At 71.7% G+C, this 19,006-nt stretch carries 25 protein-coding genes; 9 read left to right on the top strand and 16 right to left on the bottom strand.

Annotated elements, in window-relative coordinates:
* Positions 1 to 19: 19 nt before the first annotated feature.
* The 7 genes from IPZ69_RS12845 to IPZ69_RS12875 form a co-directional block, all read right to left on the bottom strand.
* Entirely contained in the window at positions 20 to 472 is a 453-nt protein-coding gene (locus tag IPZ69_RS12845; RefSeq protein ID WP_235454211.1) for a hypothetical protein, read from the bottom strand.
* Positions 469 to 981: an RNA polymerase sigma factor gene (locus tag IPZ69_RS12850; protein WP_235454212.1), complete on the bottom strand. Its 513-nt coding sequence runs from the start codon at positions 979 to 981 to the stop codon at positions 469 to 471. The genes IPZ69_RS12845 and IPZ69_RS12850 overlap by 4 nt, the downstream gene beginning before the upstream one ends.
* Entirely contained in the window at positions 971 to 1,423 is a 453-nt protein-coding gene (locus IPZ69_RS12855; protein WP_235454213.1) for a DUF3995 domain-containing protein, read from the bottom strand. Before IPZ69_RS12855 ends, IPZ69_RS12850 begins: the two co-directional genes overlap by 11 nt.
* Positions 1,424 to 1,551: 128 nt before the next feature.
* Positions 1,552 to 1,854: a hypothetical protein gene (locus IPZ69_RS12860; protein ID WP_235454214.1), complete on the bottom strand. Its 303-nt coding sequence runs from the start codon at positions 1,852 to 1,854 to the stop codon at positions 1,552 to 1,554.
* Positions 1,855 to 2,042: 188 nt separating this feature from the next.
* Positions 2,043 to 2,603, bottom strand: a complete 561-nt coding sequence (locus IPZ69_RS12865) for a lamin tail domain-containing protein (RefSeq protein ID WP_235454215.1) — start codon at positions 2,601 to 2,603, stop codon at positions 2,043 to 2,045.
* Between the two features lie 298 nt (positions 2,604 to 2,901).
* Positions 2,902 to 3,423 (bottom strand): SRPBCC family protein, encoded by a 522-nt coding sequence (locus IPZ69_RS12870; protein WP_235454216.1) that lies wholly within the window; start codon positions 3,421 to 3,423, stop codon positions 2,902 to 2,904.
* Between the two features lie 32 nt (positions 3,424 to 3,455).
* On the bottom strand, positions 3,456 to 4,487 hold the full coding sequence (locus IPZ69_RS12875) for a medium chain dehydrogenase/reductase family protein (RefSeq protein WP_235454217.1): 1,032 nt from the start codon (positions 4,485 to 4,487) through the stop codon (positions 3,456 to 3,458).
* A 143-nt stretch (positions 4,488 to 4,630) separates the two neighbouring features.
* Here IPZ69_RS12875 and IPZ69_RS12880 point away from each other — a divergent pair, with 143 nt between their 5' ends.
* Positions 4,631 to 5,389, top strand: a complete 759-nt coding sequence (locus IPZ69_RS12880; RefSeq protein ID WP_235454218.1) for a TetR/AcrR family transcriptional regulator — start codon at positions 4,631 to 4,633, stop codon at positions 5,387 to 5,389.
* A 30-nt stretch (positions 5,390 to 5,419) separates the two neighbouring features.
* On the opposite strand, the gene IPZ69_RS12885 is transcribed toward IPZ69_RS12880, so the two are convergent.
* Positions 5,420 to 6,727: a carotenoid oxygenase family protein gene (locus IPZ69_RS12885; RefSeq protein ID WP_235454219.1), complete on the bottom strand. Its 1,308-nt coding sequence runs from the start codon at positions 6,725 to 6,727 to the stop codon at positions 5,420 to 5,422.
* Complete coding sequence (locus IPZ69_RS12890) at positions 6,724 to 7,284, bottom strand: hypothetical protein (RefSeq protein WP_235454220.1); 561 nt, start codon at positions 7,282 to 7,284, stop codon at positions 6,724 to 6,726. The genes IPZ69_RS12885 and IPZ69_RS12890 overlap by 4 nt, the downstream gene beginning before the upstream one ends.
* 89 nt (positions 7,285 to 7,373) lie before the next feature.
* On the opposite strand from IPZ69_RS12890, the gene IPZ69_RS12895 reads away from it, so the two are divergent.
* A complete protein-coding gene (locus IPZ69_RS12895; RefSeq protein WP_235454221.1) occupies positions 7,374 to 7,886 on the top strand; it encodes a PadR family transcriptional regulator in 513 nt (170 codons plus the stop codon).
* A 417-nt stretch (positions 7,887 to 8,303) separates the two neighbouring features.
* Positions 8,304 to 8,651, top strand: coding sequence for a helix-turn-helix domain-containing protein (locus IPZ69_RS12900; RefSeq protein ID WP_235454222.1), 348 nt, complete (start codon positions 8,304 to 8,306; stop codon positions 8,649 to 8,651).
* A gap of 28 nt (positions 8,652 to 8,679) precedes the next feature.
* Here the strand turns inward: IPZ69_RS12900 and IPZ69_RS12905 are convergent, their stop codons facing one another.
* Together IPZ69_RS12905 and IPZ69_RS12910 are read right to left on the bottom strand one after the other, a co-directional pair.
* A complete protein-coding gene (locus tag IPZ69_RS12905; protein ID WP_235454223.1) occupies positions 8,680 to 9,489 on the bottom strand; it encodes a hypothetical protein in 810 nt (269 codons plus the stop codon).
* A gap of 243 nt (positions 9,490 to 9,732) precedes the next feature.
* The gene (locus IPZ69_RS12910) at positions 9,733 to 10,332 is read right to left on the bottom strand and encodes a TetR/AcrR family transcriptional regulator (protein WP_235454224.1); all 600 of its coding nucleotides are present in this window, start codon (positions 10,330 to 10,332) and stop codon (positions 9,733 to 9,735) included.
* 85 nt (positions 10,333 to 10,417) lie between these two features.
* On the opposite strand from IPZ69_RS12910, the gene IPZ69_RS12915 reads away from it, so the two are divergent.
* On the top strand, positions 10,418 to 11,239 hold the full coding sequence (locus IPZ69_RS12915) for an SDR family oxidoreductase (protein ID WP_235454225.1): 822 nt from the start codon (positions 10,418 to 10,420) through the stop codon (positions 11,237 to 11,239).
* A gap of 23 nt (positions 11,240 to 11,262) precedes the next feature.
* On the opposite strand, the gene IPZ69_RS12920 is transcribed toward IPZ69_RS12915, so the two are convergent.
* Positions 11,263 to 12,153 carry an NmrA/HSCARG family protein gene (locus tag IPZ69_RS12920; RefSeq protein WP_235454226.1) on the bottom strand — a complete coding sequence of 297 codons (891 nt, stop codon included), beginning with the start codon at positions 12,151 to 12,153 and terminating at the stop codon, positions 11,263 to 11,265.
* A gap of 244 nt (positions 12,154 to 12,397) precedes the next feature.
* Between IPZ69_RS12920 and IPZ69_RS12925 the strand changes: the two genes are divergently transcribed.
* Positions 12,398 to 12,778 (top strand): hypothetical protein, encoded by a 381-nt coding sequence (locus IPZ69_RS12925; RefSeq protein WP_235454227.1) that lies wholly within the window; start codon positions 12,398 to 12,400, stop codon positions 12,776 to 12,778.
* Between the two features lie 46 nt (positions 12,779 to 12,824).
* Here the strand turns inward: IPZ69_RS12925 and tpg are convergent, their stop codons facing one another.
* Complete coding sequence (gene tpg, locus IPZ69_RS12930) at positions 12,825 to 13,379, bottom strand: telomere-protecting terminal protein Tpg (protein WP_235454228.1); 555 nt, start codon at positions 13,377 to 13,379, stop codon at positions 12,825 to 12,827.
* A gap of 229 nt (positions 13,380 to 13,608) precedes the next feature.
* Here tpg and IPZ69_RS12935 point away from each other — a divergent pair, with 229 nt between their 5' ends.
* From IPZ69_RS12935 to IPZ69_RS12950, 4 genes are all read left to right on the top strand, one after another.
* A complete protein-coding gene (locus IPZ69_RS12935) occupies positions 13,609 to 14,559 on the top strand; it encodes an ACP S-malonyltransferase (protein ID WP_268834528.1) in 951 nt (316 codons plus the stop codon).
* A gap of 395 nt (positions 14,560 to 14,954) precedes the next feature.
* Positions 14,955 to 15,416: a carboxymuconolactone decarboxylase family protein gene (locus IPZ69_RS12940; RefSeq protein WP_235454230.1), complete on the top strand. Its 462-nt coding sequence runs from the start codon at positions 14,955 to 14,957 to the stop codon at positions 15,414 to 15,416.
* A 145-nt stretch (positions 15,417 to 15,561) separates the two neighbouring features.
* On the top strand, positions 15,562 to 16,422 hold the full coding sequence (locus tag IPZ69_RS12945; protein ID WP_235454231.1) for a sigma-70 family RNA polymerase sigma factor: 861 nt from the start codon (positions 15,562 to 15,564) through the stop codon (positions 16,420 to 16,422).
* 460 nt (positions 16,423 to 16,882) lie between these two features.
* On the top strand, positions 16,883 to 17,587 hold the full coding sequence (locus tag IPZ69_RS12950; RefSeq protein WP_235454232.1) for a gamma-glutamyl-gamma-aminobutyrate hydrolase family protein: 705 nt from the start codon (positions 16,883 to 16,885) through the stop codon (positions 17,585 to 17,587).
* Between the two features lie 164 nt (positions 17,588 to 17,751).
* Here IPZ69_RS12950 and IPZ69_RS46950 read toward each other — a convergent pair whose 3' ends face one another.
* The 3 genes from IPZ69_RS46950 to IPZ69_RS12960 all read right to left on the bottom strand — a co-directional run bounded on the left by IPZ69_RS46950 (position 17,752) and on the right by IPZ69_RS12960 (position 18,985).
* Positions 17,752 to 17,877 carry a hypothetical protein gene (locus IPZ69_RS46950; RefSeq protein ID WP_268834529.1) on the bottom strand — a complete coding sequence of 42 codons (126 nt, stop codon included), beginning with the start codon at positions 17,875 to 17,877 and terminating at the stop codon, positions 17,752 to 17,754.
* A gap of 15 nt (positions 17,878 to 17,892) precedes the next feature.
* Positions 17,893 to 18,348, bottom strand: a complete 456-nt coding sequence (locus IPZ69_RS12955) for a glycine-rich domain-containing protein (RefSeq protein ID WP_235454282.1) — start codon at positions 18,346 to 18,348, stop codon at positions 17,893 to 17,895.
* A 133-nt stretch (positions 18,349 to 18,481) separates the two neighbouring features.
* Entirely contained in the window at positions 18,482 to 18,985 is a 504-nt protein-coding gene (locus tag IPZ69_RS12960; protein ID WP_235454233.1) for a hypothetical protein, read from the bottom strand.
* Positions 18,986 to 19,006: the final 21 nt, after the last annotated feature.

The raw sequence follows: 19,006 nt of genomic DNA on the forward strand, positions 1-19,006 counted from the left end.
CGGGAGGCCCGCGGACGGCTCACAGCAGGGCCGTGAGCCGTTGTACGTTGCGGTCGCCCTCACGTCGTACGCCCAGGGGGATCAGGGCGGCGCGGGGCGGCAGCCGCACGCCCCCCGTGAACGCGACCCGGGTGCCGGGGCCTTCGGGCGTGGCCGCCACGCCGATCAGCAGGAACCGGCTCTGCAGCCAGCACCAGCCCGGCCGCTGGACTCCGCGCAGCCGGGCCCGCATCCCGTACCTGCTGCGTGCCAGCGCCTCGACGCGTTCGCCCTGCCGGCGGACCACGCGCAGCCGTTCCATGTCGGTCACGACCTGTCCGAACCCGCCCTCCAGATCGCCCAGCAGGGACCAGACCCGCTCGAAGGGCGCGTCGACGTGTGCCTCGGTCACGTGGGCGCCGCGGATGCCGGCGGCGAGGGCGTGCAGGCGGCGTACGGGGTCGAGGTCGGTGGTGGGCCAGAGCTCGTTCATGACGTCCACGCCTTCCGGAAGGTGTCGCGGGCCCGGTGCAGCCGCGACTTGACGGTGCCGGTGCGCACCCCGAGCAGGGCGGCGGCGGTGCGCTCGTCCAGGCCCTCCAGGTCGCGCAGCATCAGCACCGCACGGTGCTCGGGTGACAGCCGCGCCAGTACGTCCCTGATGTCGGCGCCGAGTTGGGGGTCGCCGCGGGCCGGGAGCGCGCTGAGGTCGGCCGATACGGTGCGGGCGGCGCGGTGCGCGGTGCGGACCGCCTCGCGCACCGCGATGGCACGGACCCAGCCGTGCAGGGCGGCCGGCTTCTTCAGGGTGCGCAGCGACTTGAAGACCGCGACCAGGGCCTCCTGCGCCGCGTCCGGCCCCTGGTCCAGGGCGATGGGCGTGCAGACCCGGACCACGAACGGGGCGAGGAGGTCCAGGAGTTCGGCCATGGCGAGGGTGTCGCCGCGCTGGGCGCAGCGCACGAGCCGGACCGTTCGGTCGTCGGGTCGCTCATCGGGCACGGGCCTGATCCTTCCACCGCGCCACGCGCAGGGCGGCCACGGCCAGGACCGCGCACAGCGGGGTGTAGAGCGCGAGGTTGAGCCAGTAGAAGGCGGTGCCGGTCTCCTTGGCAAACAGCCAGTAGATCCCCGCGAGGGCGCGCAGCGAGAGGCCCGCGGCCACCGCCAGGGTCCCGAGGCGCAGGATCAGGTGGCGGGGGCGGCGGGCCTGGGCGAGGACCAGGGCGGCGGCGGTGAGCAGGAGGGCGACGAGCGGGAGCAGGATCGGCGGCGTGAACGGTACGTCCGTACCGAGCACCGCCCGGGACAGGCTCCCGTCGTCGGCCGCGGGCCAGGTGGCCCCCGTCGTCCAGTACAGGTGGAGCAGGGCGTCCACGGTGAGCACCGAGGTGACGAGCGCGGCGGCGCGGGTGGGGGCGGGGGTGTCGGGCCGGTACGACATGGGTCCTCCTGCGATGGCTTCGGGAATCCGTCGCCCTCCAGAGGAGCCGTCCGCGCGAAACGTTCCGTCGGGTGCGCGAATTCTTCCGAGGCCTGCGAGCCCGAAATGATCGCCCGGACAGGGCCCGGCTAGACGACGAACGCGCCGAACAGGGTGAGGACACCCGCCAGGCCGATCGCTCCGAGCGTGGTTCCGGCGACGGCGGTCCCCATCCTGCCGATGCCCTGGCGGGCGTAGTGGATGCCCGCGGCGCCGAAGGTGATCGCGAGGCCGCCGGTGATGATCGACCACGGGAGCATGAAGAGGGTCAGCGTCGGCCAGGTCCCCAGGGCGGCGACCACTCCGAGGATCAGCGCGAGGGGGCCCAGTGCGACGGCGGGTGTGTCGTCGTGGTGGTCGTGGTGGTGTCGGGGTGTGGTCGTTCCGGACATGCGGTTCTCCCCCTGTGTGGATGTTCCACGTGAACGTCCCATGCGGACGCCTGATTTGAACGTGTTCAAATCTCGTGATCGATCGTAGCAGGGGATGCGGGTGGCTGTACGGCGGCGGCGCGCCTCCCCCGTGAGGGTGGCGCGCCGTCGGGTAGGTCCGCGGGTCAGCAGGTCAGCAGGTCGGTCGGTCAGTGCCGGCCGTCGTCGCCGTGGCGGCGGTCACCTTCGTAACGGCGGTGGTCGTAGCGGTCGTCGTCGTAGCGGCGGTGGCTGCCGTCGTAACGGCGGTTGCCCCAGGACGTGTCGTCGACGAAGCCGCCGCGGGCGTTGCGGAGGGTGGCCGTGTCGGCGCTGTCCCAGATCTCGCGGCGGCGGTCCTGGTACAGGTCCCTCTCGGTGTCCGTGCCGAAGCCGGTGTGGACGCGGACCGAGCTGCGGGCGTCCAGCCAGTAGTGGCGGAAGATGTAGCGGTGGCCGTCGTCGTCCGACAGGACCCAGCCGTCCAGGTTCATGTCGTGGTGGCTGTTGTTGGTGAGCTCGACCCATTCCCGGTTCAGGGAGCGGTTGGAACGGTCGTCGCGGCCCGGGGAGTGGTACTGCACGCCACTGATGACCACGCGGTCGCGGTCCCGGGTCGCCGAGTGGTGGTCGGCGGCCGACGCCGGCAGTGCCACCGCCCCTACGACGGCGGCTGCCACGCCGGCGGCAGCGGTCAGACGGCGGACGGTCAGGGGAATGGAAACGGACACGGGGTCCCCCTTTGCAGGGTGAGGGCACACCCCCGGGCGTACGGCGTCCGAGCCGCGGGCCACCGGTGGTGTGTGGTGCGGGTGGCGGCCGGGTGGCCGCACAGCCACACCCTCCGGCCCGAGCGCCGCGTCGAGCGCGTGACTCGGGCTCTGTTACCAATCGCGCACATATTTGTGAAGCTTGCCTGCAAAGCCCATCTATGTGCTGAATGTTCCATTTTGGTGTCCGGTGAGGGCGGGTTGCCCCCGTGGGCGGCCGGGCCCTCACCCAAAAGGGAGTAACAGCCCGGACTCCGCGTCAGCGCTCGGCCCGCGCCTTGAGGTTGTGGAGCCAGGCGTCCAGGGAGGCGTCCAGTGCCGCCTGGAGCGCGGCGGTGTCGGACTCGACCGGGGCGCCGGACCAGGACTCCTCGGTGTGGACGTGCACTCCGTCGCGCGCCCGGGTGAAGGTCCACACGTGCACGGCGGTGATGCCCTGGGCCGGGCCGCCCCAGACGATGCGGTGTCGCGGGCGGACCTGCTGGACGGTCGAGGTGATGTCCTCGAGGCCGTGCACCGACCAGACGAACACGGAGCCCGCGCGCAGCGGACCCGGGGTCTGCTTGGTCACCTCGGTGACGTCGGGCTGCCAGGCGGGCCAGGCCTCCACGTCGGTCTGGATCCTCCAGACGCGCTCCAGCGGGGCGTGGATCACGATGTCGTCGCGGGTGATGACGGGGGCGTCGGGGTCGATGCCCGTGGGGTGGTGGGGTCCGGCCGTGACGGCCATGACGAGGGCGGCGGGGACGGCGGCGGCCTTCGCGAGCAGGGCGGCGAGCATGGTGAACTCCTGGGCGGGGGTGGGGTACGGGACTACGGGACCAGGACGACCTTGCCGCTGACCGTGCCGGACTCGGCCAGGCGCAGGGCGTCGGCGATGTCGGCGAGGGGAAGTACGGCGGCGACGGCCGGGCTGATCTCGCCCCGCTGCAGGGCCGTGAAGACCTGGGTGAGGTCGGTGCGCAGACGGGCGCGGAAGCGGTTCTTGGAGAGGGCCTTGCCGGCCCAGACGTTGAAGAAGTAGGCGTGGCGGCCGTTGGGCAGGGCGTTCCACATCCAGACGCGGCCCAGGAGCTTGAGGACGGGCCACTGCTTGGAGCCGGTGTCGTCGCGGGTGGCGGCGCTGCCGTACGAGACGAGGGTGCCGCCGCGGGCGAGGAGGCCCCAGGAGTCGGTCACGCTGCGGCCGCCGACGTGGTCGAAGACCGCGTCCACGCCGCCGGGGGCCAGTGCGCGCACCCGGGCCGGGATGTCCTCGGTGCGGTAGTCGATGGGCGTGACGCCCTGGGCGCGCAGCGCGTCGTGGTGGCGGGGCGAGGCCGTGCCGATGACGCGGGCTCCGGCGGCGAGCGCCAGCTGGACGAGCAGGGAGCCGACGCCGCCGTTGGCGCCGTGGACGAGGACCGTGTGGCCGGGCCGCACGCGCGCCTTGCGGTGCAGCATCTGCCAGGCGGTGATGCCGTTGACCACGGCGGTCTCCGCCTCGGCCGCGCCGACTCCCGCGGGCACCTCGACCACGTCCGCCGCGTCGAGCACGACGTGGCTGGCCCAGCCGCCGGTCTTCGTCAGGGCCGCCACCCGGGTGCCGACGAGGCCGGGCTCGACTCCGGGGCCGGCCGTCTGGACGGTGCCGACGAGGTCGTAGCCGGGGACGAACGGGAACGGCGGCTGGTCGTAGTAGCGGCCCCGGCGCATCTGCTGCTCGGCGAAGGACACGCCGGTCGCCTCCATGCGGACGACGACCTGACCCGGGCCGGGGGCGGGGACCGGGCCGCGGCGCAGCTCCAGCTCCTCGGGCTCGACCGTGCCCGGCAGGACCACCTCGACGCGCTCCACTACGTTCATCACAGCCTCCGTTATACGCATTTTCTTGAGTTAGAGGTTCTAACTGGAAGGTGTGACCAGACTGCGGGTCGAGCCACCACCCCGTCAAGGGGTGGCGAGAACTTTTTTTAGAGGGTCTGATGATAGTGATAGGATCTAACACCATGGAGTCGTGTCGGCCGGCCGAGGCCGACGAAGGCCTGCCCAGAAAGAAGGTGGTGACCGTGGCGCGGAACGCGGCGTCCCCCCGGGACCGGTACCGGGCTCAAGTCCGTACGGAGATCAAGGAGCACGCCTGGCAGCAGATCGCCGGCGCGGGGGCCTCCGCGCTCTCCCTCAACGCCATCGCCAAGCAGATGGGGATGACCGGTCCGGCCCTCTACCGCTACTTCGGCAGCCGCGACGAACTCATCACCGAGCTCGTCACCGACGCCTACCGCAGCCTGGCGGACACCTTCCGCGCCGCCGCGGCGGACGGCGCCGACCTCGCGGGGCTCGCGCACGCGCTGCGCGGCTGGGCGCTTGCGGATCCCCAGCGGTACTTCCTCATCTACGGCACACCCGTGCCCGGCTATCACGCGCCGGACGACGTCACCGCGATCGCCGCCGAGATCATGGAGACCCTGCTCGACGCGGCCGTGGCCGTGCCGGCACGGCCGGCCGGGGCGGCCGGCGCCGGCGAGGGGGCCGAGAAGGGTGCGCACGAGAGGTCGTACGAGAAGTCGTTCGAGGCGCATCTCGCCGAGCACCGGAGCTGGGACGGCGGCCACCGCGCCACGCCCGCGGACCTGCGGCGCGCGCTGGCCTTCTGGAGCCGGCTGCACGGGGTCGTCTCGCTCGAACTCGCGGGCCACTTCACCGGCATGGGCTTCGATGCCGCCCAGTTCTTCGCGGCCGAGCTGGACGGGCTGCTCGACCGCTGAGGTGCCGCCGCCCGCGGCGAGCGGCACCGGTCAGTCGGTGTCGGGGAGCCAGTTGCCGTGGAAGCCGAAGGGGACGCGGGCCGGCAGGTGGATGGTGGCCGCGGGGGGTGCCGAGAGGTCGTCCGCGTCCAGGACGACCAGGTCGCTGCGGTCGGTGCCGGCGTCGTGGACGTAGGTCATGAGCCAGCCGGGGCCGCCGGCCGTGCCGGTGGCGGGGGCGAAGGCGGCCTCGCCGGGGGTGCGGTCGGGGCCGAAGTCGTGCGCGGTGGTGGCGCCGCTGGTCAGGTCGTAGCGGATCAGCGCGTTGTCGCCGGTGATGTGGCCGTGGGCGGCGGGCAGGCCGGTCAGACGGTCGTCGGTACGGGGGAACTCGCCCGGGCGGTCGTCGAGTTGCTCCTCGCGGACCGTGCCGGTCGCCGGGTCGATCGTCCAGGACCACAGCACCGCGTCCTGGGGCGGGCTGATGCCCTGGTCGGTGCGGCGCCAGATCTCCGAGTAGCGCATGACGTGCAGGACGATGCGGCCGTCGGGGGTGTCGTGGGCGTTGAGGATGTGGAAGACGTAGCAGGGGTCGATGTCGTACCAGCGCACCTCGCCGTGCGGGTCGTCGCGGCGCAGGACACCGAGGCGGGCGCCGTAACCGTCGTCCCAGCGGTACGGCATCGACCGGCCGGTCATGGCGAGTTCGAGGTCGAAGACGACCGGCAGGTCCAGGAAGACGACGTGCCCGGCGGTGAGCGCGAAGTCGTGGAGCATGGTCGGGCCGGGGACCTCGATGGGCCTGCTGAGCACCAGTTCGCCGGTGGCGTCGGCGCGGTGGTAGGTCAGGTGCGTGGGCTCCAGGACGCCGTAGCCGAAGAAGTGCAGTTCCCCGGTGGTCGGGCAGGTCTTGGGGTGGGCGGTCATGGCGGTCTGCAGCCGGCCGCCGAAGTCGTACGGGCCCTTGGTGTCCAGGTCGCGGGTGAGCTCGTAGGGCAGGGCCGTCTCGACCAGGGCCAGGGTGCGGCCGGCGTGCCGGACGACGTGGGTGTTGGCGGGGCCGGCCGTGAGGTCGCGGTGGCCCTGGTCGTCGTACATGCGGGCGCCGTCGGTGAAGCTGGTGGTGCGCACCCAGCGGTTGCGGTACGACACCGCCCGGCCGTTCTCGATCCGCAGGCCGTGGATCATGCCGTCGCCGAAGAACCAGTGGCCGGAGTCGGCGTCCGCCGGGTTCGGGCCGTTGCGCAGGTACCAGCCGGACAGCTCGGGCGGGATCGTGCCGGTCACCGGCAGGTCGTGCGCGGTGAGTTCCTCGGTGACCGGGGCGTAGTTGCCGGCCAGGTGGCGCGGGATCGTCATCGGGCCACCTGGCCGGCCTTGGCCTGGACGTAGGCGATGTAGCGGACGGTGAAGACCATCGGGACGACGAAGCCGGCGATCTGGATGACCGTCGCGGTGGTGGAGTGGGCGTCCCCGGCGTGGGCGACCAGGGCGAGGACGACGGCGGTCAGGGCGAAGGCCGCGGTCCATACGGCGGTGATGATCACGTTGGTGCGGACGAACGGCTTGAGGTCCCACAGCTCGCGCGGGGTGGTGCGCTTGGCGATGCCCAGCGTGAACGGCTTGCCGATGGCCAGCGAGACGCCGGCGATGACGGCCAGGGTGCCCGAGGAGAGGGCCGCCGAGTAGTCGTGGACGCCCGAGTGGGGGTCGGCGAACGCGATCACGGTCAATGCGGCGAAGAAGACCGCCGAGCCCAGCTCGATGATCAGCGCGTCGAAGCCGGTGCCGGCCCTTACCTGCTGGGCTATGACCGCCACCGCGACCACCAGGGCGGCCAGGGCTGCCCACTGCCAGCTTCCCGACGGGAGGACGGCGAAGACGATCCACGGCAGGAACGTACGCAGGTAGGACATTGATCTCTCCGTTCGGGGTCCCTCTGCTGACATGTCAAAAGTAGAAGGTCTACTAGTGACATGTCAATGTTGGAATGTAGAGTGGAGGCATGAGCCTCAGACACGCACTGCTCGGACTACTGACGGAGCGGCCCGCCAGCGGGTACGACCTGCTGAAGCGGTTCGAGACCTCACTGGCCAATGTGTGGCCGGCGACGCAGAGCCAGATCTACACGGAGCTGACCAAGCTGGCCGGCACCGGACTGATCACCGTGGCGGCCGAGGGGCCGCGCGGCCGCAAGGAGTACGCCCTCACCGACGACGGCCTGGCGGAGCTGCGGCACTGGCTGACCGAGACCAAGCCCCAGCGCAACACGCGCAGCGACGTGCTGCTGCGCGTGTTCTTCCTCGGGGTGCTCAAGCCCGAGGAGGCGCACGAGTACCTGGCCGAGCTGGCCGGCCTGTCCGAGCAGGGCTACGAGGAGCTGCACCAGCTGGCCGAGGCCGTCGACTGGGACGACGACGACCTCTCGGTCTACGGCCGGATCGCCCTGGAGTACGGCCTGCGCTTCCACGCCATGCGCCGCGACTGGGCCAAGTGGGCGGCGGAGCAGGTCGGATAGGGGGCGGGTGCGCGGCGACCCGAAGATGGGATACAGTGATCTTGCGCTTGTCACCCGGAACCCCGGGTGGTGGGTGATGCGTTGGTGGTCCAAGGAAAGACGTCCCGCTTCCTGCGGGGAGATGCAGGTGCAAGGCCTGCCCGGCGCTCGAACAGAACCCCTCTCCTGATTCAGGAGGGGGGTTCTCGCATGTCCGGGGTCGGGATGGGGCCGCCGTTGGGGTGACGTTCGCGGGTCGGCTCGAAATGTTCGGTGCGCGACAACGGCGCAGGTCAGACAGGGCGCCCTGGTGACGTTCGCGCGCGGTTTCGAGGAACTTTTTCCTGGAACCGCGTTTTTAGCTAGAGCTAAAGGTGGCATCCTGGAACTACGGACAGTTCAACAGACCTTGCTGTCCGCCTACTTGGGGGTGACACCATGGGCTTCTTCGCCGGAAGTGAGAACCAGAGCCGCACGGACTTAGCCGGGGCGCAGCTCGCGCGTCAGGCCACCGCGTCTCTCGCGGGCCTGCTGGCCGGGCTGGGAAAGACACGCTCCGACCTGGCCAAGGCCATGGGAGTCAGTCCCGGACGCGTCAGTCAGATCATGTCCGGAGACGCCAACTTGACGGTCCGTACGCTGGCTGCCGCCGCGGAGGCGCTCGGCGCCAGCGTGGAGATCACCTTCCGCCCCTGCCCACAGCCCGCGCACGGGCCGGGCGGACACAGCGACGGCAGTGGGGACCCATCGGCGGCGCGCGACAGCGACCTCACGTCCCACCGGTAGCCGCCGGCCGGTTCCCACTGCGGCCCCGCTAGGAGCGGTTGCCGAGGAACCGGAAACGTCGGCCCTGCCTGGGGAGCGCGGAGCTGTGGTACGTGTCGCGCCAGAGCGCCTTGTCCCGCAGTTCCTCCAGCTGAGGCCGTTCCGAGCGGCGGCCCTGCACGTAGGCGATGAGCAGCAGATGTCCGCTCTGCGCGCGTGCCTCGGCGAACGATGACCGGCAGTCGTAGCGCTCCTGGTCGGTGGGGTCCCGCGGGGGCAGCCAGGACACATCGCCGCGGCACGCCTCGTCGGTTCTCGTCTGTACGTCGAGAGCCTTGTCGATCGCCCGCTCCGCTTCCTCGTAGCAGGCATGGATCGTCTTGCAGACGGCGGACTGGCGATGGCGGTCCAGCAGGTACTGCTTCAAGTCGTGGTTGAACATGCGCAGCTTCGCCGACTCCGTGAAGTCGGCCAAAAAAGCGTCGCACCAACTCTGACCGTCCGTGTGCAGCCGGTAGTCGAGCCGCTCCATGAGCGAGGCGACGCCCAGAGTCAGGATCTTGACATACTGCTGCGTGCCTTCGTCCTGCTTCTTGCGGGGCAGCGCCGCGGCTCCGGTCGCGACACCCGCCGTCACCGGCGGCAACGCGGCCAGGTGCGGCAGGAGATGCGCCGTACCGACGGCGGCCGCGCACATCAGTGCCATGACGGAGAGAGACAGGGCGGCCGAGCGCGCCGTGCCCAGAAGCCTGCCCTTGCAGTGGAAATGCCGCAGCAGGCCGAACCACGCGATGACGGCGCAGGCCGCCGCCGGTAACGCGTAGTCGGTGCACCATGTCTGTTGATACCAGCTGCTCATCGACGGCCCCATGCGATACGCGGACAGGAAGGACCGTCGCCAGTGAGCAGAGGTGAGGCGGGCTCCCCCTCGGCGTTCATGCGCCCAGCCCTGCCCCACGGCAGGCCCGTACGCACAGGACTGCCGCAAGTGCGCTTCGATAATCCCACCTGGTCCTGCCTGGCGGCCTTACTTTGCGCAACAACCGGGCCGTCGGCTACGCGAATCCGGCCACCCGCCTGCCTTCGGAGCGCCGCCGGGTGTTCAGCGGAGTGTGTCTATCCAGGTCTGCAGGCGGTGGCCCTGGGTGGTCATCAGGTCGGGGTCGCGCAGGGCGTTGGTGAGGACCGACATTCCCTGGTAGGCGGCGACGAGTTCGACGGCCAGGGCGGGGGCGTCGGGGCGGCCCAGTGCGGTGAACTGGGCCGCGGTCCAGTCGAGCAGGGCGCGCATGACCTTGGCGGCGGACTCGTCCAGGCCGTCGTCGCGTTTGTCGAGCTCGGTGGTCAGGGTGCCGAAGGGGCAGCCGAAGCGGGCCGCCGTCTCGCGCTGGTCGACCCAGCCGGCGATCAGGGCCTTCAGGCGGGCGGCGGGGTCCGGGAGCTCTTCCAACTGAGCCGTCAGGGCGACGAGTTGGGCGTGGTGGGCGGCCACCACGGCCTCGACCAGCTGGTCCTTGGTCTTGAAGTAGTAGTAGACGTTGCCGAGCGGGACGTCGGCCGCGCCGGCGATGTCACCGAGGGTGGTCTTCTCCACGCCCTTCTCGTGGAAGACCCGCACGGCGGCCTCGACGAGGCGTTCGCGCTTGCCGCCACGAGGGGTCCGGGGGGCCTTGGCCGCCGCGGCGGCTTGTGAGTCAGTCACCTGACTGAGGATAGACAGCGGGGAGGTGGACCGCTAGCGTGTGAGTTAGTTAGCCAACTAACCCAGTCGAGCAGGGGGAAGTGTCGTGATCGTTGTTACGGGTGCCACCGGGAACGTGGGGCGGGCTCTGGTCGGGATGCTGGTGGCGGCCGGCGAGGACGTGACCGCCGTGGCGCGCGGGATCGGGGGCGGGGACGTTCCGGCGGGGGTGCGGGCCGTCGCCGCCGATCTCGGGGAACCGGAGAGCCTGGTGCCCGCGCTGGAGGGGGCCAAGGCGCTGTTCCTGCTGGTGGCAGGCGAGGACCCGGTCGGGATCCTGGAGCGGGCCGCGGCGGCCGGGGTCGCCCGCGTGGTGCTGCTGTCCTCGCAGGGAGTGGGGACCCGGCCGGGGGTCTACGCGCATGCCGCCCGGTTCGAGGCGGCCGTCGCCGACTCCGGGCTCGCCTTCACCGTGCTGCGGTCGAGCGGGATGGCCTCCAACGCCCTCGCCTGGGCCGGGCCGGTGCGCGAGCACCGTACGGCCGCGGCCCCCTTCGCCGAGGTGGGGCTGCCGTTCGTGGACCCGGACGACGTCGCCGCGGTGGCGGCCGCGGTGCTGCGGGAGGACGGGCACGACGGCGCCACCTACGTACTGACCGGGCCCACCGCGACCACACCTCGGCAGCGGGCCGCGGCCATCGCGGAGGCGATCGGGGAACCGGTGCGGTTCGTCGAGCAGACGCGCGAGGAGGCGTCCGCGCAGCTGGCCCGGTTCATGCCGCCCGCGGTGGTCGAGGGCACGCTGGCGATCCTCGGGGAGCCCACCGAGGAGGAGCGGCGGGTCGGCGGCGACGTCGAGCGGGTGCTCGGGCGGCCGGCCGCCGCGTTCGGGGCGTGGGCGGCGCGCCATGCCGGCGCTTTCCGGTGAGGGGGGTCAGGCGCCGGTCGGGCTCATGACCGTGCGTGCTCCACCTGGGGTGCGGAAAGGAGAGCGGGCCAGTCCTGGGCGGCGGCCCAGGCGGAGAAGGTGTGCCAGCCGATCTCGGGGTGGTCGCGGCGCAGTCCGCGTACGTCGACGTCGAGGCCGGTGGTCGTGAAGTACTCGAACATGGCCGCCAGGTCCTCGGAGTGGGTGCGGACGTAGGACAGGGGCACCTCCTGGTGCGCGATCGGGTCGCCGATCGCCGTCGTCAGGATCTCGGCCATCTCGGCGGGCGTGCGCTCGTCGGAGGCGATGTCGATGCGCTGCCCGGCGAAGTCTTCGCGGCTCTGTAGGGCCAGCGCGGCGAACTCGCCGATGTCGGTGGCGGGGATGAGGGTGAGCGGACGGTCGGCGGGCATCGGCCAGGCGAAGGTGCCGGTGCGCATGCCCTCCAGGGTCCAGCCGCTCGCGTAGTTGTCCATGAAGGCCGCCGGGGCGATCACCGTCCAGGGCACACCGGAGGCGCGCAGGTACCGCTCCACCAGGTACTTGCTCTCGTAGTGCGGGATGCCCGTGCCGCGGTCGGCGTGCGCGGCGGAGGTGAGGACGACGTGGCCGAGGCGGGCCGAGACCGCCGCGTCGACCAGGGCGTGGCCCTGCCGGGTCTCGACGTCCGTGTCGGTGCCGAAGGGGGTCGTCACCGCGAACAGGGCGTCGGCGCCGGTGAGCGCGGCGTCGAGGCTCGCCCGGTCGTCGAAGTCGGCACGGTGGATGTCGGCGCCGAAGGCACGCAGGGCGTCGGCGGCGGGCGAGTCGGGGTGGCGGGTGAGGGCGCGGACGCGGTGCCCGGCGGCGAGCAGGGCCCGAGCGGTGGCCCCGCCCTGGGCGCCGGTGGCGCCGGTTACGGCGATGGTGAACATGGGGTTCCTGTGGGTGCGTGAGAGAGGGATGCGGAGGATCGGCTCCGCTTGATTGCGTGACGCATTAGCTGCGCCGCGCAAAAGAATACACGGACTTCGCTGCGCCGCGCAGATAATTTGGATGCGGTTGCGGGTGCGGGGATGCGGGTGCGGACACGGGCGCGGGCGCGGGAGGCCGTCCGTGGGGCGGGCAACGGCGCCCCGGCTCTTGGTCGTTGGGTGGAAGCCGTGAGATCGTCCGCAGGTGATCGACGCTGCTGGGGAAACGATTTCGGCGCGACCCGACGACCGCACCGCGTCCGTTCTGCGCTTCGCCGTGGAACTCGTCGCCTGGGTGGCGACCCCCTGGGCGCTGGCCGGCCACTCGTGGCTGCTCGCCGTCCTGTCCGTGGTGCTTCTGATCGGCCTTCCCACGTGCTTCTCCACCCCGGGTGACAAGGCGAACGTGATCAACGCGGTACCGGGCTGGGCCACGATCCTTCTGGTGCTTCTCCAGCTCGTCGCGGCCGTGGCTTCCTCGTGGCTGGCCTGGCCCGTGTGGGCAGCGGGCCTCGTGACCCTGATGGCCGTCGTCACCCTCGTCACGGAACGCCGACGCTGGCGGTGGCTGGCCTCCGGCGCCTGAAGCGCTCAGCCGCAGGAGGCGACCGAGCGACGCGGGTACGCGGTCGTCAGAAGTCCAGGTCCAGTTGTTCGATGTCGGTGAACTCCACGTCCAGGCCCTGGGCCCGGCGGCCCCGGTCGCGGAAGTACATCTCGCCGAGGCCCTCGGCCAGGATGGCGCGGAGTTGGGTTTCCGTGGCGCCCGCGTCCTGGGCCGTGAAGAGGCGGGCGGCGTATGCGGGGGGCAGTGCCTGGTTGAGGTGGCGGACCCGGGGGTCGTCCGTGGTGCCGGGTGCCGCCGTGAAGCCGAAGCGGGCGCGTGTCGACATGAACAGGCCGTCCGTAGTCGCCGCCCGCTGCCGGGCCCGGGCCCGGATTCGGGGCTGCCAGCGGTGGCGGACCTCGCGGTGCATGCGGTCGGCCAGGGCGGGACGCGGGTGCTTCAACTGGCCCTTGAGATAGCGCTCCACCGTGCGCTGGGAGATCCCGAGCAGGTCCGCGACCGCCCTGGTGCCCTTGAGCTGCCGTACCAGAAAGCGCATCTGCGCCTGCGCCGACTTCGGCAGCGGGCGGGTGAAGTGGCGCGCATCCGCCTCGTCGAGACTGTCGTTGATGTCCGCCATCGTGTGGTCCGTCCTGCCCGGTGCGCTGCGCTGTCCGGCGGCCTTCGGTTCCGGCCGCGGGTACGTCGTACCCCGTTGTACCAGGCGGGTTCGCGGCGCCGGACGCGCAGGTGGCGGGCGGCGCCTGCGCTCGCCTCCTGTCCGCCTCCATTCGCGCTCCATCGCCGTTTCGGGGCGGGGTGCCACGCTGACCGGCACGGACTTACCAGGAAGGCGGGGGACAGCCGATATGAGTGGTCAGCGTTTGGCTCTGACATTTCCCGGCCAGGGTGCGCAGCACCCCGGGATGGGTCGCGCCTGGGTGGCCGGCGCGGGCTGGTCCCTGGCCAAACGGGCCGCCGAGATCACCGGCCGCGACGTGGTGGACCTCCTCCTGCACGCCGACGAGACGCATCTGCGGCGCACCGACAACTCCCAACTCGCCACGTTCACCCTGGAGATGGTGATCTTCCAGGAGCTGAGCGAGGTACTGCCGACGGCGGTCCACCCGCTGGTGTGCGCCGGCCACAGCCTGGGTGAGTACTCGGCGCTGGTGGCGGCCGGCATCCTCTCCTTCGACGACGGCGTCCGTCTGGTCGCCGCGCGCGGAGCGGCGATGCGCGCGGCCTGCGCGGCCGAGCCCGGCACGATGGCGGTGATCCTGGGCCCGGCGGTGGAAGACGTCGAGGAGGCGGCCGCGTCGGTGCGGGCCGAGGGCGGCCGGGTCTGGGTGGCCAACCTCAACTCGCCCCAGCAGTCGGTCCTTTCCGGCGCCGAGGACGACCTCGCGCGCTGCTGCGGACTGCTCGGCAAGGCCAAGATCGTGTCGATCCCGGTCGGCGGGGCCTTCCACACACCCCTGATGACGCCGGCGGCCGAGTCATTCCGTCAGGTCCTCGGCACCGTCGAGTTCCGGCCGGGCCACGCCCCGGTCGTGGCGAACGTCGACGCCCGTCCGCACCAGGGCGGCGAGGAGTGGCCCGCGTTGCTGGAGCGGCAGCTCGCCTCGCCGGTGCGGTGGACGGAGTCGGTGCGCACGATGGCCGACGACCTGTCCTGCGACACCTTCGTCGAGGTCGGCCCCGGCCGCACCCTGTCCGGTCTGGCCAAGCGGATCAGCCCGCAGGTCGAGCGGCTGACGGTGAACGACCCCGAGCGGCTGCCGGCGCTGGCGCAGACGACCACGAGGGACGCGGCGTAGCCGCACGCTCCGCCCCGGCGCCCACCGCGTGCTCCATTCCATTGCCCGGCGTGCGCTCCCTCCCGCGGTCGAGGGGCACTTGAGGGTGGGTCGAGTGAGGGCCGAGAAGTGCTTTGGTGCTGGTCGAGCCGGGGTGGGGCGGGGCTTTCAGGAGCCGCACGGGAGTGAGCGCTGGGGCATGCTGGTGGCGGTCTCCTGCGGACGCTTGCCTGAGGGGCCGGGTGCCGGGGCGTGTCCTGCTTGCGTGCCGGATGCGCCCAACCCGGGTCTCGGCAGTGGTTGTTCGGGTCTCGGCGGAGGTTTTTCCGCTCGCCGGTCACATTGTCGCCCTCCGGCTCGTCAGTGCAGTGAGTAGGCACCCAGTGATTAGGCACCCCGTGGATCTTGGAGGAACCATGACCGCCCGCATCCCCAACCCCGCCATCGCCGCCGGCCCCGACACCCTTCCCGCGCTCCTGTCGTTGGCGGAGGCCGTGAAGAAGACCGGGCTGTCCGACACGCTGATCAACCTCATCTACCTGCGCGCCAGCCAGATCAACGGGGCCAGCTGGAACGTGAACAAGCACTCCAGCGACCTGAAGGCGGCCGGGGAGAGCGACGAGCGGATCTTCACCGTCGCCTCGTGGCGTGACGCGCCGTTCTTCACCCCGGAGGAGCGTGCCGCGCTGGCCCTGACCGAGGCGGCGACGCGTCTGGCCGACACCGTGGACCCGGTCTCGGACGAGGTGTGGGCCGAGGCCGCCAAGCACTTCAGCGACCAGGAGCTCGCCGGAATCCTGCTCGCGGCCGGCCTGAACAACCTGTGGCACCGGCTGATGCCGACCACCCGTCAGCCCGCGCAGCCGGTGGCCGGCTGAGCGTCGGTAATTTCCGGCCGGATACGGAGGCCGCGCATGCGCGCGGCGTCCGTATCCGGCCGTGCGCCGTTTTCCGGCCGGTGTCGGCGTCGGGCGGGAAACGGTGATCAAGATGGTGTGCGGACGGAGCTCCGGAAGGAGTGCGATGGACGAGCTTGAATGGCTGGCCGACCGTTTCGAGGAGAGCCGGGGGCATCTGCGGGCCGTCGCCTATCGGATGCTCGGTTCGACGGCCGAGGCCGACGACGCGGTGCAGGAGTGCTGGCTGCGGCTGAGCCGCTCCCACAAGCGTGACATCACGAACCTGCAGGGCTGGCTGACCACCGTCGTGGGCCGGGTGTGCCTGGACATGCTGCGTCAACGCCGCTCGCGCCGGGAGGACTCCCTGGAGGAGCTGGTCCCCGCGGTGGCCACCTTCTACGAGGACGAGGACAGCCCCGAGGAACACGCGCTGCTGGCCGACTCGGTGGGACTCGCGCTGCTGGTGGTGCTGGAGTCACTGGACCCCGCCGAGCGGCTCGCGTTCGTGCTGCACGACCTGTTCGGCGTGCCCTTCGACGAGGTGGCGCCGATCGTGGAGCGCACCCCGGCCGCGGCCCGGCAGCTGGCCAGCCGTGCCCGGCGCCGGGTGCGGGGCGAGGCGCCTGCCGCGGATTCCGACACGACACAGCGGCGGGAGATCGTGGAGGCCTTTCTCGCCGCCGCGCGCGACGGCGATCTCGACGGGCTGGTCGCCGTGCTGGACCCCGACGCCGTGGGCCGGTCCAACGGCCTGCAGGTGGCGCGGGGGGCCCTGGCCGTGGCCCGGGGAGCGGCTACGTTCGCGCCGTTCGCGCAGGCCGCGCAGCTCGCGCTCATCAACGGATCGCCGGGAGTCCTGGCGCAGCAGGCGGACGGCGGGTCTCGCGCGATGACCTTCGAGATATCGGGCGGGAAGATCCTTGAGGTCGACGTGATCAGCGACCTGGAGCAGCTGCGCCATCTGGAGCTGGCTCGCCTGGACTGAGTGCGGCCGGAAGGCCACCGCACCGCGGACGGGCGGGGGAATTTCACCGTCGTACGGTGCGGTGGCCGCACCGGGCGGCCCTCATCTGTCTGACGAACGGCGCGGCACATGTGTGACCGCAACGATCTCTCCACCGGTTTTGGACTCAAGTGCGCGTCAAGCGCTCCTGCAGAGAGCGTCCGGCCGTCTTCCGCCGACTTCCTGCACGCTGGCGCCCGGGGGAAGGAGGACCGGTCGGCAACGTGCCGCGCCATGCCGTGCCGGCTGGCTCCGGTGCCGTCCTGTCGACTGCCCGTGGTCACCTTCCCGATGCCGCCCGGCCGGCGGTCGACGCACCCGCCGCCCCTGCTCCGCGGCAGGGTCGAGAGCCCGCGCGGTACGCCGTCCCGGGCCACCGACGCCGAGAAGCACCCACACCGGCGCTCCCGCCGGGAGCGGCTCGCGAAAGGACGAGGAAGCCATGACACGACCCGTGGTGGCGCTGACCGCCGACGCGACGACAGTCAACTGGAACATCTGGGGGGATGTTTCGGTCGCACTGCTGCCGCAGGCCTATATGGACAAAGTGGCGGCCGCCGGCGGAGCGCCGGTGCTGCTGCCGCCGATCGCGGAAGCCGTCGAGGCGGCGATGGCCGGGGTGGACGCGCTGCTGATGAGCGGCGGCGCGGACGTCGACCCGGCGCTGTACGGAGCGGAGCGGGAGGAGTTCACCTTCCCGCCGCACAAGGCGCGCGACGCCTCCGAGTTGGCCGCCCTGGCCGTGGCCGAACGGCGCGGCATCCCGGTGCTCGCGGTGTGCCGGGGGCTGCAGCTGATCTCCATCTCGCGGGGCGGCACCCTGAACCAGCACCTACCCGAGCACTCGCCCGCCGTGCCGGGCCGCTACGAGCCGCGCACCATCCAGGTCAAGCCCGACTCGCTGCTGGGGGCCGCACTGGGCCCCTCCCCCACCGTGTACTGCCACCACCACCAGGGCATCGACAAGCTCGGCGCGGGGCTCGTGGCCACCGCCTGGTCCGACGACGGGATCATCGAGGGCGCGGAGGCGGCGGATCCGTCGGCGCCCTTCCTGGCGGGTCTGCAGGCGCACGGCGAGCTCGGCGAGGACACCGTCGGGCTGTTCGAGGCGTTCATCGAGGCGGCGCGGGCGGGAATGCGGCGGTGACACCGCGTTCCTGACGGCACGTCGTCGAGGGCGAGGGGCCCGCCCGTGCGGTAGTCGTATGGGCGGACCCTTTGTTCGTCCTACGGGTGCTTGTCGGACCGCGAGGTGGCATGGGAGAGGCCCCACGCCTCCCGAGGCGCCACCGGGGCCGCTGGGCGCTGCGGTCAGGGCTTGGGCGGGATGATGAATCCTCGCACCGGCTTCGGCTCCGGGTCACGTGCGTCCGGCTGCTGCGCGCGCTTCCACGCCGCCACCATTTCCGCGTACCGCGGGTCGATCCACTCGGCCATGGGTCACCTCCGCCGTCAGCCTACGACGGGAGGCTCCGGCTTCGGCATGGGGCGGATGGTGCACTCCGGGGCGTGCTGGCACTTCGCCGCCACCGATACGAGGGTCTCGTCCGACGGCGGCCCCCACAGCTGCGGGTCTGCATCCCATCCGAGTTCCGCGATGGCCTCGCGGGTGCGGTCGAGGATCGGCGGATCGTAGGTCGTCGGGTCGTAGCCCGGGTAGTGGTGGACGAACGCGCCGCCCAGCTGCTCGCACAGCTTCTTGTACATGGCCGTGTGCAGGAGCAGGGCATGCCAGCCCTCGTCGACGATCCGCGACGGCGCTAACCCGACACCGCGGTTGTGCGAGCAGGCCGCGACGAACTTCAGGGCCTCCTCGACGATCCGGCCGGCCATCTCCCCGGGCATGTCCAGGTTGGCGTCCATCACCGTGAGGCAGCAGCTGGCGAACCGCTCGTCGGTGATGAGCATGCGAGCCAGTGCCGGTATGGCGTCCGGCGGGGTGGGTCCGGGAGGTATGGTCACTGCAACTCCTTCGCTGGTTGCGGATGGGGACGTGCGCCCGAACCGGGCTCTTCGCGGGATGCCGGTCCGGGCGTTCCTGCTACCGGGGCGCGTCGTGGCGCAGGCCGGTGACAGGGGTCTGGGAGGACGCCGGGCCGATACCGTCCGGCTCGGCCGTCTGGACGGCGAGCTGCTGGTGCCCGGCGGCGATGAGGCGGGCAACACCGAGCGGAGCGCAGAGCATCGCCGGAGAGTCCATGGGCACGGACCAGTAGGACTCAAGGTCACGGCGGCCCTGATCCATGTCCAGCCGCGGCACTCCCAGGTGGGTGCCACGGTCGAACACCTCGACGTCCGCTGTCCGCCAGTCCTCGACTGCGTGCTGCCACGTCCTTGGCACGCCAGCAGGGACCAGAGCGTAGTACCGCTGCCGGCGCCGGTCACAGATCACGGGGCCACCCTGCAGGGCTTCGCCGAGGACGGCGGCGGTGTCCGCCGGTGTGGTGCTCGCGGCGACAGCCTGGACGAGCGGGCCGGGGAGGCGGACCGCGGCGAACAGAGTGCCGAGCGGCAGCAAGGTGATCCCGTGCTCCTGCCACTCCATGCGTGCGCGTCCCGGCCGAAG

This window comes from Streptomyces olivochromogenes, from assembly GCF_021538895.1.
Taxonomy (GTDB): domain Bacteria; phylum Actinomycetota; class Actinomycetes; order Streptomycetales; family Streptomycetaceae; genus Streptomyces; species Streptomyces olivochromogenes_A.

Coding starts and splice junctions, on each gene's coding strand:
- IPZ69_RS12845 (WP_235454211.1), bottom strand. CDS start 472: ATGAACGAGCTCTGGCCCACCACCGACCTCGACCCCGTACGCCGCCTG.
- IPZ69_RS46950 (WP_268834529.1), bottom strand. CDS start 17,877: ATGGCCGAGTGGATCGACCCGCGGTACGCGGAAATGGTGGCGGCGTGG.
- IPZ69_RS12885 (WP_235454219.1), bottom strand. CDS start 6,727: ATGACGATCCCGCGCCACCTGGCCGGCAACTACGCCCCGGTCACCGAG.
- IPZ69_RS12875 (WP_235454217.1), bottom strand. CDS start 4,487: ATGAACGTAGTGGAGCGCGTCGAGGTGGTCCTGCCGGGCACGGTCGAG.
- IPZ69_RS12955 (WP_235454282.1), bottom strand. CDS start 18,348: ATGCTCATCACCGACGAGCGGTTCGCCAGCTGCTGCCTCACGGTGATG.
- IPZ69_RS12900 (WP_235454222.1), top strand. CDS start 8,304: ATGGGCTTCTTCGCCGGAAGTGAGAACCAGAGCCGCACGGACTTAGCC.
- IPZ69_RS12860 (WP_235454214.1), bottom strand. CDS start 1,854: ATGTCCGGAACGACCACACCCCGACACCACCACGACCACCACGACGAC.
- IPZ69_RS12870 (WP_235454216.1), bottom strand. CDS start 3,423: ATGCTCGCCGCCCTGCTCGCGAAGGCCGCCGCCGTCCCCGCCGCCCTC.
- IPZ69_RS12960 (WP_235454233.1), bottom strand. CDS start 18,985: ATGGAGTGGCAGGAGCACGGGATCACCTTGCTGCCGCTCGGCACTCTG.
- IPZ69_RS12920 (WP_235454226.1), bottom strand. CDS start 12,153: ATGTTCACCATCGCCGTAACCGGCGCCACCGGCGCCCAGGGCGGGGCC.
- IPZ69_RS12940 (WP_235454230.1), top strand. CDS start 14,955: ATGACCGCCCGCATCCCCAACCCCGCCATCGCCGCCGGCCCCGACACC.
- IPZ69_RS12935 (WP_268834528.1), top strand. CDS start 13,609: ATGAGTGGTCAGCGTTTGGCTCTGACATTTCCCGGCCAGGGTGCGCAG.
- IPZ69_RS12905 (WP_235454223.1), bottom strand. CDS start 9,489: ATGAGCAGCTGGTATCAACAGACATGGTGCACCGACTACGCGTTACCG.
- IPZ69_RS12880 (WP_235454218.1), top strand. CDS start 4,631: ATGGAGTCGTGTCGGCCGGCCGAGGCCGACGAAGGCCTGCCCAGAAAG.
- tpg (WP_235454228.1), bottom strand. CDS start 13,379: ATGGCGGACATCAACGACAGTCTCGACGAGGCGGATGCGCGCCACTTC.
- IPZ69_RS12945 (WP_235454231.1), top strand. CDS start 15,562: ATGGACGAGCTTGAATGGCTGGCCGACCGTTTCGAGGAGAGCCGGGGG.
- IPZ69_RS12855 (WP_235454213.1), bottom strand. CDS start 1,423: ATGTCGTACCGGCCCGACACCCCCGCCCCCACCCGCGCCGCCGCGCTC.
- IPZ69_RS12890 (WP_235454220.1), bottom strand. CDS start 7,284: ATGTCCTACCTGCGTACGTTCCTGCCGTGGATCGTCTTCGCCGTCCTC.
- IPZ69_RS12895 (WP_235454221.1), top strand. CDS start 7,374: ATGAGCCTCAGACACGCACTGCTCGGACTACTGACGGAGCGGCCCGCC.
- IPZ69_RS12950 (WP_235454232.1), top strand. CDS start 16,883: ATGACACGACCCGTGGTGGCGCTGACCGCCGACGCGACGACAGTCAAC.